The organism is Paenibacillus sp. S02 (assembly GCF_019454065.1).
Classification (GTDB): domain Bacteria; phylum Bacillota; class Bacilli; order Paenibacillales; family Paenibacillaceae; genus Paenibacillus; species Paenibacillus polymyxa_B.
On sequence record NZ_CP073682.1, the window covers coordinates 2,611,100 to 2,626,928 of the forward strand.

The window sequence follows — 15,829 nt, forward strand, 5'->3', positions numbered from 1 at the left end:
TATTGCATCAGTTCGACCCGAACGATGTGAACTACAACATGCCGTCGGTGCTGCAAGTGAGCGGTTCGCTGGATGTGAAACGAGTAGAAGGCGTGTTCCGTCAATTGATCGATCGCCATGCAACCTTGCGTACCCGCTTTGAGCTAGTGGACAATGAGCCGATGCAATGGGTTGAGGACACCGTGCCGTTCGAGGTGGAATATACGAAGGTACAGGCAGAGAGTGCAACTACGAATACAGATCAAGACACAGCTACGGACACGACGGTCAGCCAGGAAGCACAAGAACGGGTTCGGCAGTTTGTCCGTCCGTTTGATCTGAAAGCTGCACCGCTGCTGCGGGTAGGCTTGGTGGACTTGGGCGTACAAGGAGCAGAGCAAGAACCACAGCATTTGCTCATGCTCGACATGCATCATATCGTTTCGGATGGTATGTCGATGGAGGTACTGACCGATGAATTTGTCCGCTTGTATGGCGGTGAAGAGCTATCGCCATTGCGGATTCAGTACAAAGACTATGCGGTATGGCAGCAAAGCGAAGCCCATCAGGAGTGGATGCAGCGTCAGGAAGCGTACTGGCTCGACACCTTCCGGGGCGGAGTGCCTGTGCTGGATCTGTCAACCGACTTTGCCCGACCGGCGGTGCAGAGTACGGCAGGGGATACGATCGAATTCGGACTGGAGCGTGAAGTTAGCGAACGCCTGAAAGAACTGGCTTCACAAACAGGCGCAACCTTGTATATGGTGCTGCTGGCGGCGTACACTACGCTCTTGCATAAATACACAGGCCAAGAAGACATTGTAGTGGGAACGCCGATTGCAGGACGACCGCATGCGGAGCTTAGTAGTCTGGTAGGTGTCTTCATTAACACGCTGGCAATCCGCAATTATCCGTCTGGCGACCAATCGTTCCTGGATTATCTGCAAGAGGTGAAGGAGCATGCGCTCAGTGCTTATGAGCATCAGGACTACCCTTTTGAAGAGCTGGTTGAAAAGCTGAATTTGACGCGAGATACGAGCCGAAATGCGCTGTTTGACACGATGTTTGAGTTGAAAACATTGGAGCAACAGGAATTGCAGCTGGAAGGTCTGGCCTTACATTCGTATCCGCTGGGAAATAATACGGCCAAATTTGATCTGACTCTGGATGCAGTGGAGCAGCCAGAAGGCATTCTGTGCAGTCTGGAATACAGCACGGCGCTGTACAAGCCTGAGACCATTGCGCGATTGGCACAGCATTTTACCGAACTTGTACGTGCAATTTCACTTCATCCGCAGCAGCCACTGGCAGCTTTGGAGATGGTACCTGCCGAGGAAAAAGCACAAATCATCCATGGATTTGGAAATGTGGGGGTATCCGATGTTGCTGCTGTTGAAGCAGAAGCCTTATTCCATACCTTTGTGGAAGAACAGGCACAGCTTGTACCGGATCACGTGGCGGTGGTGTACGAGGAGCAGCAGCTTACGTACCGCAAACTGAACGAGCGTGCGAACCAATTGGCGCGTAGATTGCGGAATGAAGGCATTGGACGCGAGTCGATTGTCGGCATTTTGAGTGAGCGTTCGGTGGACATGCTGGTCGGCGTATTGGCCGTGTGGAAAGCTGGAGGCGCCTATGTACCGCTGGATGCAGACTATCCGTCCGAACGTATTCGTTTCATGCTGGAGGACAGCGGCGCGACGGTACTGTTGACCCAAACGGGCTTGCAGGAGCGTGCACAGGTATGGCTGGAGGAAAGCCGACAGGCCTTGACGGGAGGGCAGTTTAAGGCCGAGTTAGAAACAGCGGCTGGAGCTGGAACGATGGAATCAGGTACTCTCCATGGAACCCTGAATGGAACAGCAGATTCGCCACCTAGCGAAGCAGCATCCGAATCCGCAGCGAACTTGCGTCTGCAGACGATGCTGACGCTGGATGATGAGTCGCTGTACATCGGTGATACCACAGACGTCGATCATATCAACGAACCGCAGGATCTGGCGTATGTGATCTACACGTCCGGGACAACAGGACGTCCGAAGGGCGTCATGATCGAGCATCACAGTTTGGTGAATACGGCTGCGGCGTATCGTCGGGATTACCGTCTGAGCAAGTTCCCGGTACGACTGCTGCAGCTGGCGAGCTTCTCCTTCGACGTCTTCGTCGGGGATATCGCGCGGACGCTCTATAACGGCGGCACGATGGTTATTTGTCCGAAAGACGACCGGATTGATTTTAGCCGTTTGTATGGCTGGATTCGCGATTACCAGATTACAGTGTTCGAATCGACCCCGGCCCTGATCGTACCGTTTATGCAGCATGTGCATGAACAGGGGCTAGACATGAGCAGTCTGGAATTGCTGATTACCAGCTCGGATAGCTGCAGTGTGACGGATTACCGGGTACTGCAAGAACGATTTGGCGCAGATATTCGCATTATGAACAGCTACGGCGTCACGGAAGCGGCGATCGACTCCAGCTTCTACGACGAAGAACTGTCGAAGCTGCCAAGCAGCGGCAATGTGCCGATTGGTCAGGCGTGGCTGAACGCACGCTTCTACATCGTGGACAGCCAGCTGAATCCGGTGCCGATCGGCGTACTGGGCGAGCTGTGCATTGGCGGAGCCGGAGTGGCACGAGGCTATCTCAATCGTGCGGACCTGACGGCCGATAAATTCGTAGCGAATCCATATGTGCCAGGTGAACGATTGTACCGCACAGGTGACCTGGCACGGTGGATGCCGGACGGCAATGTGGACTTTATCGGCCGGATGGATGATCAGGTCAAAATCCGGGGCTTCCGGATTGAACTGGGCGAGGTGGAAGCACAGCTGCTGACCGTGGACGGCATTCAGAAAGCCATCGTCACCGCCTGGGAAAACGAAGACGGAGACAAGGATTTGTGTGCCTATGTCGTAGCCTCTGAGGCGCTGAATTTGCCCGAGCTGCGTAACATGCTGCAGCCCAAGCTACCGGGTTATATGATCCCGACGTATGTGGTACAACTGGATCATTTCCCGCTGACACCGAACGGAAAAATTGACCGCAAAGCGTTGCCTGCACCGGAAGCGCGCCTCGAAGGAGGCACGGCGTACGTGGCACCGCGGACATTGCTGGAAGAGCAACTGGTACGTATTTGGCAAAGTGTTCTGAATCATCCGCAGATCGGTATTAAGGACCATTTCTTTGAAGTGGGAGGACATTCTCTGCGCGCCACAACACTGATGGCAAAAATCCATCAGGAGCTGAATTACAAGCTGGCCCTGCGAGATATTTTCCAATATCCGACGATTGAGCAACTGGTGCAGGTGATGGGAGAAGATCAGACACAACAAACGTATGTATCCATCCCTGTTGCGGAGGAGCGCGTATATTATCCTGTTTCCTCGGCGCAAAAACGGATGTACGTGCTGAGTCACCTGGAAGGCGGAGAGGTTAGCTACAATATGCCAGGCGCTTTGATCATTGAAGGTTCCTTGGATAAAACGCGACTGGAGCAAGCCTTCCGCCAGCTGATTGTCCGTCATGAAGCCCTGCGAACCCGATTCGACATGGTGGATGGCGAGGTTATTCAATGGATTGAATCCGACGTCGCATTCAACGTGGAGCATGTGCAGGCAAGCGAAGAAGAGACCCAGCAGTATGCACTGGACTTTGTACGTGCATTTGATCTCGCACAAGCACCGTTGCTGCGGGTTCAGCTGGTGGAAACCGGACCGGAGCGTCACGTCATGCTCTATGACATGCACCATATTATTTCGGATGGCGTCACTGAAGGAATTATCGTGCAGGAGTTCTCTCAATTGTATGAAGGTAAGGAACTGCCGCCACTTCGCATCCAATACAAGGACTATGCCGTTTGGCAGCATGCCGATATGCAAAGTGAACGTCTTCGTGAGCAGGAAAGCTATTGGCTGAACACGATGGCTGGTGACATTCCAGCACTGGATATGCCTACGGATTTTGCAAGACCAGCCGTACAGCGTCTGGAAGGAGCTCGATTGGAATTTGCGATCAGCCTGAAGGACAGCGAGCAGTTGAAACAGCTGGCCGCGCAAACCGGCTCCACCTTGTACATGGTGTTGCTGGCCGCGTATAGCACGCTCTTGCATAAATATTCGGGGCAGGAGGATATTATCGTCGGCACGCCGATTGCCGGAAGACCGCATGCGGAACTGGAGGGCTTGGTAGGCGTATTTCTCAACACGCTGGCGATCCGCAATTATCCGTCTGGCGACAAAACGTTCCTGGATTATCTGCAAGAGGTGAAGGAGCATGCGCTCAGTGCTTATGAACATCAGGAGTATCCTTTTGAAGAACTGGTTGAAAAGCTGAATTTAACGCGGGATACGAGCCGGAATGCGCTGTTTGACACGATGTTTGAGTTGAAAACATTTGAGCAGCAGGAGTTCGAACTGGAGGGTCTGACCTTTAAGACGTATCCGACGGACAATAACACGGCCAAATTTGATTTGACCTTGGATGCAGTAGAGCAGCCGGAAGGCATTCTGTGCAGTCTGGAATACAGCACGGCGCTGTACAAGGCTGAGACCATCGCGCGATTGGCACAGCATTTTACCGAACTCGTACGTGCAATTACACTTTATCCGCAGCAGCCACTGGCTGCTTTGGAGATGGTAACTGTTGAGGAAAAGGCACAAATCATCTATGGTTTTGGAGATGTAGGGGTATCGGATGTTGCTGCGGTAGAAGCAGGAGCACTGTTCCATACCTTTGTGGAAGAACAAGCGCAGCTTGTACCGGATCACGTGGCGGTGGTGTACGAGGAGCAGCAGCTTACGTACCGCACACTGAACGAGCGTGCGAACCAATTGGCGCGCAGACTGCGAAATGAAGGTATTGGCCGCGAGTCGATTGTCGGCATTTTGAGTGAACGTTCGGTGGACATGCTGGTCGGCGTATTGGCGGTATGGAAAGCTGGAGGTGCCTATGTGCCGCTGGATGCGGACTATCCGTCCGAACGTATTCGTTTCATGCTGGAGGACAGTGGTGCGACGGTACTGTTGACCGAAACGGGCTTGCAGGAGCGTGCACAGGTCTGGCTGGATGAAAGCGAAGCTACAGTCGAACTCGTAGCGCACTTGCGTCTGCATACCGTGCTGGCGCTGGACGATGAGTCACTGTACACCGGAGATACGGCAGACGTCGATCACATCAACGAGCCGCAGGATCTGGCGTATGTGATCTACACCTCCGGTACAACGGGACGTCCGAAGGGCGTCATGATTGAGCATCGCAGCTTGGTGAATACGGCTGCGGCGTATCGTCGGGATTACCGTCTGAACCAGTTCCCGGTACGGTTGCTGCAATTGGCGAGCTTCTCCTTCGACGTGTTCGTCGGCGATATTGCGCGGACGCTTTATAACGGTGGCACGATGGTTATCTGTCCGAAGGACGACCGGATTGATCCAAGCCGTCTATATGGCTGGATTCGCGACTACCAGATTACGGTGTTCGAATCGACCCCGGCTTTAATCGTACCGTTCATGCAGCATGTGCATGAACACGGACTGGACATGAGCAGTCTGGAACTGCTGATTACCAGCTCGGACAGCTGCAGCGTGACGGATTATCGGGTGCTGCAAGAACGATTTGGCGCGGATATCCGTATTATGAACAGCTACGGTGTCACGGAAGCGGCGATCGACTCCAGTTTCTACGACGAAGAACTGTCGAAGCTGCCAAGCAGCGGCAGTGTGCCGATTGGTCAGGCGTGGCTGAACGCACGCTTCTACATCGTGGACAGCCAGTTGAATCCGGTGCCGATCGGTGTGTTGGGTGAGCTGTGTATTGGCGGAGCCGGAGTAGCACGGGGGTACCTGAACCGTGCCGACCTGACGGCCGAAAAATTCGTAGCGAACCCGTACGTACCGGGTGAACGATTGTATCGCACAGGCGACTTGGCGCGGTGGATGCCAGACGGCAATGTGGACTTTATCGGCCGGATGGATTATCAAGTGAAAATCCGGGGCTACCGGATCGAGCTGGGCGAGATTGAAACGGCAATCCAGCGGGTGCCGGGCGTGCGTCAAGCGGTAGTCATCGACCGGACGGATGAGCGTGGACACAAGTACTTGTGCGGATACATCACAGGAGAAGCTGAGCTGCGGATCGAGGAGGTACAGGCCGAGCTGGAAGCAGGACTGCCAGCACATATGGTGCCTGCACGTTTGATGCGACTGGAGACGATCCCACTGACGAGCAACGGCAAAATCGACCGCAAGGCCTTGCCGGAACCGGAAGGAAGCATTCATACTGGTGCAGCCTATGTGGCACCGCGTACCACGGTGGAGCAGGTACTGGCTGAAGTATGGGCCGGGGTGCTTGGCGTGGAAGCGGTAGGAACGCAGGATAACTTCTTCGAGCTGGGTGGCGATTCGATCAAGGCCTTGCAAGTATCATCCCGATTGCTGCAAGCAGGTTATCGACTGGAGATGAAAGACCTGTTCAGTCATCCAACCGTGTCTGCATTGGCACTGAAAGTCCAATCGGTGACCAGATTGGCGGATCAGAGCGAAGTGGTGGGCGCTGTGAAACTGACACCTGTTCAACAATGGTTCTTTGAGCAGAACCTGACGGATGCTCATCATCATAACCAGTCCATTATGCTGCATAGCAAGGACGGTTTTGATGAAGCGGCCCTGCGCACGGCGATGGATCACGTCGTGAGCCATCACGACGCACTGCGTATCATTTTCCGTCCTAGTGAGTACGGATATGAAGCCTGGAACCGCGCGGTTGGGGAGGGCGAGCTGTATACGCTGGATCGGGCCGACTTCAGAAATGAGTCTGAGGTATCTGCGGCAATCGAGGCCAAAGTGAATGAAATTCAAGCGGGTATTCATGTAAGCGAAGGACCGCTGGTGAAGCTGGGGCTGTTCCATTGTCCCGATGGAGATCATTTGCTGATGGCTATTCATCACTTAGTGGTGGATACCGTATCTTGGCGCATTTTGTTCGAGGATATTACAACAGCCTATGAGCAGGCATTGAACGGACAAACCGCTCGTCTTCCGCACAAAACGGATTCGTTCCGCACCTGGGCTGATGGGCAGTCTCAATATGCGAACAGTCTGGCAATGGCAGCAGAACTCGCATTCTGGCAGGAAGTTGAACAGGGAATGTATGAGCCGCTTCCAAAAGACGAATCCCATTCTCATTCCTTGAATAGGGACAGCGAGAACATTACGGTCACGTGGACAGCTCAGGAAACGGAGCAGCTGTTAAAACAGGCGCATCGTGCCTACAACACGGATATGAATGATTTGCTGCTTACCGCATTGGGACTGACTATTTATCGCTGGGCGGGCCTGGAACGAGTGCTTGTGAGCCTGGAAGGTCATGGACGGGAGTCCATTTTGCCAGAACTGGATATTACGCGCACCGTGGGCTGGTTTACGACTCAATTCCCGGTTGTGCTGGATATGAGCGTGGGGCAAGACCTTTCACAACGCATCAAACATGTGAAAGAAGGGCTACGCCGCATTCCGCAAAAGGGCATTGGCTACGGGATGTTGAGATACCTGTCCGCAGCACGTGAACAAGAGTGTTTTGCAACCGAACCTGAAATCAGCTTTAACTATTTGGGACAATTTGACCAAGATATGCAAAATCAATCCATTGGCGTATCTCCTTACTCTAGCGGTGCAGAGCTTAGCGCCCATGCAGCTAGAACGCACACGCTGGATATGAACGGACTGATTTCCGAAGGCGAGCTGCAATTGACGATCAGCTACAGCAAGCAGGAATATCGCCATGAAACGATGGAGCAGCTAGCCGAAGCGTTTAGAATCAGTTTGCAGGAAATCATTACGCATTGCACAAGCCGCAAACAGCAAGAGCTGACGCCAAGCGATGTTATGCTTAAAAATGTAACCATGACCGAGCTGGATCAGTTGGTAGAACGGACTCGTGACATGGGGGAACTGGAAAATGTATATGCGCTGACGCCGATGCAAAAAGGCATGTTGTTCCATAGTCTGATGGATGCAGAGTCAGGTGCTTATTTTGAACAAACGACCTTTGATTTGCATGGACGCTTCCAAGCCGATATTTTCCAAGATAGCTTGAATCATTTGGCACAGCGGCATGAGATATTTAGAGCCAATTTCATCAGCGGTTGGCAGGATGAGCCTGTGCAGGTTATTTTCCGCCGCAAGGAGGTTGGTTTTAGATGTGAAGATTTGCGTCATCTGAATGAGCAGGAGCGTGACGCGTATGTGAAGGAATTTATTCGCAAGGACAAGGCAGCCGGATTCGATTTGTCCCGGGATGCGTTGATGCGCGTGGCGATTTTACGAACAGGTGACGAGGATTATTATTTTGTGTGGAGCTCTCATCACATCTTGATGGATGGCTGGTGTGTGGCATTAGTCACGGATGAGGTGTTTGAGGCTTACTTTGCAGCCGTGGAGCATAGAGAGCCGAAGCTTGCCCCAGTTACTCCATACAGTCAGTATATTGAGTGGCTTGAAGCACAGGATGTAGAAGCAGCTGCTGCGTACTGGAAGGATTATTTGCTCGGCTATGATCAGCAAACTTCGATTCCGACCGGAAAAGTAGGCGTGAAAGCGGACGGTGCACAATTTGAGCATATCCTGTGCGATCTGGGCAAGGACTTGACCGGACGTATGGAAATGGTGGCCAAGCAGCACCACGTGACCCCGAATACATTGCTGCAAACGGCCTGGGGCTTACTGCTTCAAAAGTACAACGGTAGTGACGACGCTGTTTTTGGCGGTGTAGTGTCTGGTCGTCCAGCGGATATTCCGGGGATCGAAAATATGGTGGGCTTGTTCATTAACACCATTCCAATACGTATCCGCAGCGGGGCTGAGGACACCTTTGCCGACATGATCAGAACGAATCAGAAGCAGGCGCTGACTTCTCAAGATTATGAAACGTATCCGCTGTATGAAATTCAAGCCTTGAGCGAGCAAAAGCAAGATCTGATCAACCACATTATCGTGTTTGAAAACTATCCGGTGGAGGAGCAGGTCGAGCAACTTGGCGAAGGTGCAGAGTCGGATTTTGAAATTCGCAATGCCGGCATGATTGAACAAACCAACTATGATTTCAATCTGGTCGTTATGCCGCAGGAAGCGATAAAAATCCGATTTGAATACAATGCGAAGTTATATGATCGTGAAGCCGTTGAACGGACTCAGGGCCATCTGATACAGCTGTTGGAGCAGGTGGTGGCGAAGCCGGACATTCGAGTGCAGGAGCTGGATATGGTAAGTGAGCAGGAGCGTGAGCAAATTCTCAGCGTATGGGGAAATACAGCTGCTGAGTATCCAAGCAAGCAAACGATCCATGGCTTGTTCGAGACACAAACGGCGCAGACACCGGAACAGGCAGCGTTGTTCTGCGAAGGAGAGCAGCTGACCTATCGCGAGCTGAATGCACGTGCGAATCGTCTGGCGCGCACCTTGCGTAGTCAAGGCGTGACGAAGGATCGTCTGGTGGGTCTGATGACCGAGCGTTCGGTGGACATGATCGTGGGCATCTTCGGGATTTTAAAAGCCGGGGGTGCATATGTCCCAATCGATCCGACCTATCCAGAGGAGCGTATCCGCTACATGCTGGACGACTCGGGTGCGAAGCTGTTGTTAACGCAAAGCCATCTGGTGGACAAAGCAGCTTTTGACGGTAACGTGCTGGTGCTGGATGGAGCACAGTCGGTGTATCACGAAGATGATTCCAATTTGGAGCCGTGGTCCGGTCCGAACGATTTGGCATATGTGATTTATACGTCGGGTACAACGGGGCAGCCGAAGGGCGTAATGCTCGAGCATCATGGGCTATGCAATCTGAAAACGTATTTTGATCAGACGCTTCGGATGAGCACGTCGGATCATGCGTTGCTGTTCGCCAGCTATTCGTTTGATGCGGCTTGCTGGGAAATCTTCCAGGCGCTATTCTGCGGAGCCACGTTGTATGTGCCAACGTCAGAAACGATTTTGAATTACGAACGCTTTGAGCAATATATGGCGGATCATCAAATCACCGTGGCCGCTTTGCCGCCGACCTATGCGGTCTATCTGGAGCCGGGACGGATGCCAAACCTGCGTATTCTGTTCACTGCGGGTTCTGCATCTTCAACAGAATTGGTGTACAAGTGGAAGGATCAAGTGGCGTACTACAACGGCTACGGTCCCACCGAAAACTCGGTGGCGACGTCCATCTGGCCCGTATCCGAGGATGAGAGAGCCGGACAGCTGATTTCTATCGGACGCCCTGTGCCGAATCACCGGGTATACATGGTGGATGTGCATGGACATTTGGCTCCGGTAGGCGTAGCGGGTGAACTGTGCGTGTCCGGTCCGGGTCTGGCTCGGGGTTATCTGGATCGCCCAGAGCTGACGGCTGAGAAATTTGTATCGAATCCGTTTGCAGCTGGTGAAGCAGGCTATGAACGGATGTACCGTACGGGTGACTTGGCGAGATGGATGCCAGACGGCAACATCGAATATTTGGGCCGGATCGACCATCAGGTGAAAATCCGGGGCTATCGGATCGAGTTGGGCGAGGTCGAGGCACAAATTTTGAAAGTGGAGGACGTACAAGAGGTCATCGTACTGGCCCAGGCGGACGATCAAGGGCAAAACCAACTGGTAGCGTACTATGTTGCTGAACGGGAAGTAAGCGCGGGTAAGCTACGCAGCTTACTGGGCGAGGAGCTACCAAACTACATGGTGCCTTCGTATTTGGTACAGCTGGAGCAGATGCCGTTGACACCGAACGGTAAAATCGACCGCAAGGCACTGCCAACACCGGAAGGCAGCCTGCAAAGCGGAGCGGATTATGTAGCACCGCGGACATGGGTGGAAGTGAAGCTGGCGCAAATTTGGCAGGATGTGCTGGGTCTGGCGCAGGTCGGTGTGAAGGAAAACTTCTTCGAGATTGGCGGACACTCGCTGCGGGCGACGACGCTAGCCTCGAAAATTCACAAGGAGCTAAACAAGCCGCTTCCACTTCGCAGTATTTTTGAAGCACCAACGATTGAACAACTGGCAGCGGTCATGGAAGGTCTGGATCAAGTGGCGTATGCGTCCATTCCGGTGACGGAAGAACGCAGCTCCTACCCGCTTTCCTCGGCGCAAAAACGACTGTATGTGCTGCATCAGTTCGACCCGAATGATGTGAACTACAACATGCCGTCAGTGCTGCAAGTGAGTGGTCCGCTGGACGTGAAGCGAGTGGAGGACGTGTTCCGTCAACTGATCGCCCGCCATGCAACGTTGCGTACCCGCTTTGAGCTGGTGGACAGTGAGCCGGTGCAATGGATTGAGGACACCGTGCCGTTCGAGGTGGAATATACGAAGGTACAGGTAGAGGGTGCGACTGCGGACACGAGGATCAGCCAGGAAGCACAAGAACGTGTGCAACAGTTTGTACGTCCGTTCGATCTGCAAGCCGCTCCGCTGCTGCGGGTAGGCTTGGTAGATTTGGGTGTACAAGGAACCGAGCAGGAACCGCAGCATTTGCTCATGCTCGATATGCACCATATCGTCTCGGATGGTGTGTCCATGGGAGTACTGACCGATGAATTTGTCCGCTTATACGACGGTGAAGAGCTTTCGCCAATGCGTATACAGTACAAGGATTATGCGGTATGGCAGCAAAGCGAAGCCCATCAAGAGTGGATGCAACGTCAGGAAGCGTACTGGCTCGACACCTTCCGGGGTGAACTGCCTGTGCTGGATCTACCTACGGACTTTGCCCGTCCGTCGGTACGAAGTACGGCAGGTGATACGGTGGTGTTCGGGCTGGAGCGCGAAGTTAGCGAACGCCTGAAGGAACTGGCGGCGCACACAGGCTCTACGCTGTATATGGTGCTGCTGGCAGCGTACACCGCGCTCTTACACCAATACAGCGGGCAAGAAGATATTGTAGTCGGCACACCGATTGCAGGACGACCGCATGCAGATTTGGAACCGATCCTCGGGATGTTCGTCGGTACGTTGGCATTGCGAAACTATCCGACAGCGGAACATTCCTTCCGAAGCTACGTGGAAGAAGTGAAAGTTTGTGCTCTGCAAGCCTATGAACATCAGGACTACCCATTTGAGGAACTGGTGGAAAAGCTAAATGTGAAGCGGGATATGAGCCGCCATCCGCTGTTCGATACGATGTTTACCCTGCAAACCACCGAGGAAGGCGAACTGCAACTGGCAGATCTGAGCTTCCGTCCATACGGCCTGGAACAAACGCCAGCGAAGTTTGATTTGACGCTGGAAGCCAGAGAGGAAGAGGCAGGTATCCAGTTCGGATTGCAGTATGCAACTGCGTTGTACGAGCGCGAAACGGTAGAACGGATGACGCGTCACTTTGTTCGCTTGGCCGAAGCCGTGGCGGTGAACCCGGATGCGAAGCTGGGTGAGCTAGAGTTGATTACGGCAGAAGAAACCGAGCAGATTCTAAAGGTGTTCAATGATCCGAATGCGCACAGCCTGCTTGGAGCATTACAAGGCTGTTCGCTCAGCGAGCGCTTTGAAGAGCAAGCAAAGCACAACCCTGAGCGGATAGCAGTTGTGTCTGGAGCCACCGCGCTGACCTATGCCGAGCTGAATGAACGGGCGAACCAATTGGCTCGTGTGTTACGAGCCAAAGGGGTTGAAGCAGATCAACCGGTAGGGGTATTGCTGGAACGTTCTGCGGATATTCTGGTGAGCATTCTGGGGGTACTTAAGGCCGGAGGCGCGTATGTGCCGATGGATACGATGTATCCACAGGAGCGCATCGACTACATGCTCCAAGACAGTGGGGTCAAGGTCGTGATTACAAGCAGAGTCGCCAACTTATCGCTCAGCTTGCCATCCCTAGTACAAGCTGTAGTTCTTGACGACGAGGACGTTCAAGCTCAGTTGGGAGCACAGAATGCGAGCAACCTAATCCCTGTCGCCCGCCCGCACAACCTGGCCTACATGATTTACACGTCAGGCACCACCGGTCAGCCGAAAGGGGTCATGATCGAGCAGGGCAGTGTTAGCAATCTGGTAGATGCTTTATTGGAACGAGTATACAGCCGTTATGAACAGCCGCTTCATGTTGCATGGCTGTCGGCATTTGTATTTGACGCTTCAGTGAAGCAAATCTTTGCCAGCTTGCTGTTAGGCCACACCCTGCACGTGGTGTCCCGTGACGTCAGTCTGAGCGGAGAGCATTTGATCGCCTACTACCGCACGCACCGGATTGATCTGTCGGACGGCACACCTGCGCATCTGCATATTTTGAACGAAAGTATCAGTGTGACGGAAGCGCCGGAAGTGAAGCATTACCTGATCGGTGGCGAAGCATTATCCGTACAGCTGGTAAATGTGTTCCTGCACAAGTGGTCCGGGTATCGTCCAGTCATTACAAACGTGTACGGTCCGACCGAAACAACGGTAGATGCGACCGCTTATACGATTGAAGATGTGGAAGCCCTGAACGCACTGCTGGAAAAAGGGGAGCACACGGTATCCATCGGAACGCCGATAGCGAACCAGTCTGTGTACATCTTGAATAGCCAGCAACAGCTGGTACCGATCGGTATCGCAGGTGAGCTTTATATCGGGGGTGCAGGCGTGGGACGAGGATACCTGAACCTGCCAGAACTGACGGCAGAGAAGTTCGTCCTGAATCCGTTCGCTGATGCGGCAGCAGCCGACCAAGCGGACAGCACTCACGCAAACCGGATGTACCGGACGGGCGACTTGGCACGGTGGATGCCAGACGGCAGTATTGAGTATTTGGGCCGGATCGACCACCAGGTGAAAATCCGGGGCTACCGGATCGAGCTGGGCGAGGTGGAAGCGCAGCTGCTGACCGTGGACGGCATTCAGAAAGCTGTGGTCACAGCATGGGAAAACGAAGACGGACACAAGGATCTGTGTGCCTATATCATAGCTTCAGAGTCCCTGAGTTTGCCGGAGCTGCGCAATGCGCTGCAGCCGAAGCTGCCGGATTACATGATCCCGACGTATGTGGTACAACTGGATCGTTTCCCGTTGACACCGAACGGGAAAATCGACCGCAAGGCGTTGCCGGCACCGGAAGCACGCCTCGAAGGAGGCCTGGAGTACGTTGCACCGCGGACACCGCTGGAAACCAAGCTAGCCCAAATCTGGCAGGATGTCTTGAAGCTGTCCAGCGTAGGAGTCACCGACTCATTCTTTGACGTGGGTGGACACTCTCTGCGGGCAACGACGCTGGTGGCTAAAATCCATCAGGAACTGGACAGTCGGATTACGCTGCGTGAGGTGTTCCAACACTTCACGATTGAGCAGCAAGCCCAGCTCATAGCAACGCACGGTACAGACACCTATACGGTGATCCCTGCGGCGGCGCAACAGGCGTACTACCCGGTTTCCTCGGCTCAAAAACGATTGTACATTTTGAGCCATCTGGAAGGTGGGGATCTCAGTTACAATATGCCGGGTGTATTAACCGTGGAGGGACCGCTTCAGGCCGATCGGCTGGAGGATGCGTTCCGTCAGTTAATAGCCCGCCATGAAACGCTGCGGACTTCCTTTGAAATGCTGGAAGGCGAGGTCGTTCAGCGGGTTTACGATCAAGTGGAGTTTGCAGTAGAGTACCTGCAGGCCAGGGAGTCCGAAGCCGAAGCCTATATCGAGTCCTTTGTACGTAGCTTTGATCTTCGCCAGGCACCACTGCTGCGTGTCCGTCTCATTCAAACCGGACCAGAGCGCCATCTCCTGATGTACGACATGCACCATATTATTTCAGACGGTGTATCGTCTAACAATATCGTGCAGGAGCTGGTACAACTGTACGAGGGACAGGAATTGGAGCCACTGCAAATTCAGTACAAGGACTACGCCGTGTGGCAGCAGCAGGAGATGCAGCGTGAGTCATACCAACGCCGGGAACACTTCTGGCTGGAGCATTTAGCCGGAGCATTGCCGGTACTGGATTTGCCAATTGCTTATCCTAGACCTGCTGTTCGCAGCTTCGAGGGTGCGATGTATGAATTTACAGTGGACGCGAATGTATCGGAGCAACTGCGCCGAATTGCGGCACAGACTGGAAGTACGCTGTACATGGTGCTATTGAGTGCCTACACCGTTCTGCTGTCCAAATACAGCGGTCAGGACGATTTGATCATCGGTACGCCGGTAGCAGGCCGCTTGTTGCCTGAACTGGAGCCACTGATCGGAATGTTCGTCAACACGCTAGCCATCCGGCATCAGCCGAAGGGCAACCAAACGTTCCACAGCTACTTGCTGGAAGCCAGAGATCGTACGCTGCAAGCCTTCGAGCATCAGGATTATCCACTGGAAGAGTTGGTGGAAAAGCTGGATGTAGCACGGGATGCAAGCCGTAACCCGTTATTCGACACTATGTTTGTACTGCAAAATACGGAGTCACAGGAAGCGAAGCTCGAGACGCTGTCCTTCAGCCCGTATGTTCAGGAGCATCGTATCTCTAAATTCGATTTGACCTTGTCCATGAGTGATGAAGATGGGGAAATCAAGGGTTCCTTTGAATATTGCACGAAGCTATTTGGGGCCGACGCTATTGAGAGATTAACCAGAGATTTGATAGCGATCCTGTCCCAGATTGGGACCAATCCAGATTTGCCGTTAAGCGATATTCAGGTGAACACAGACGAGCAGCCAGAAGGCTTCTCGCCGGATTCCATCGATTTTGTTTTCTAAATCAGTTTTCTAAAATGCAATGATTTCACTTTGCGTGTGCAGAGGGCGGCGGCTTGTCCGACTGCCCTTGCCTGCAAAGTATTCTTTTTCTGACACAACGCTCATGTATGTAACAACGCACCATCCAACCGGGGGAACAGGCCCCATGAAGCAGGAGGGATGTC

The 15,829-nt window shown here is 53.3% G+C and carries 1 protein-coding gene (only partly in view); it reads left to right on the forward strand.

Annotated elements, in window-relative coordinates; all coding sequences use genetic code 11:
- Positions 1 to 15,665, forward strand: the final stretch of a protein-coding gene (locus KAI36_RS11565; RefSeq protein ID WP_220027793.1) for a non-ribosomal peptide synthase/polyketide synthase. 26,605 nt of this gene lie to the left of the window's left edge; 15,665 of the gene's 42,270 nt are visible here — the last part of the coding sequence; the start codon falls outside the window, past its left edge; its stop codon occupies positions 15,663 to 15,665.
- Positions 15,666 to 15,829 lie beyond the last annotated feature (164 nt).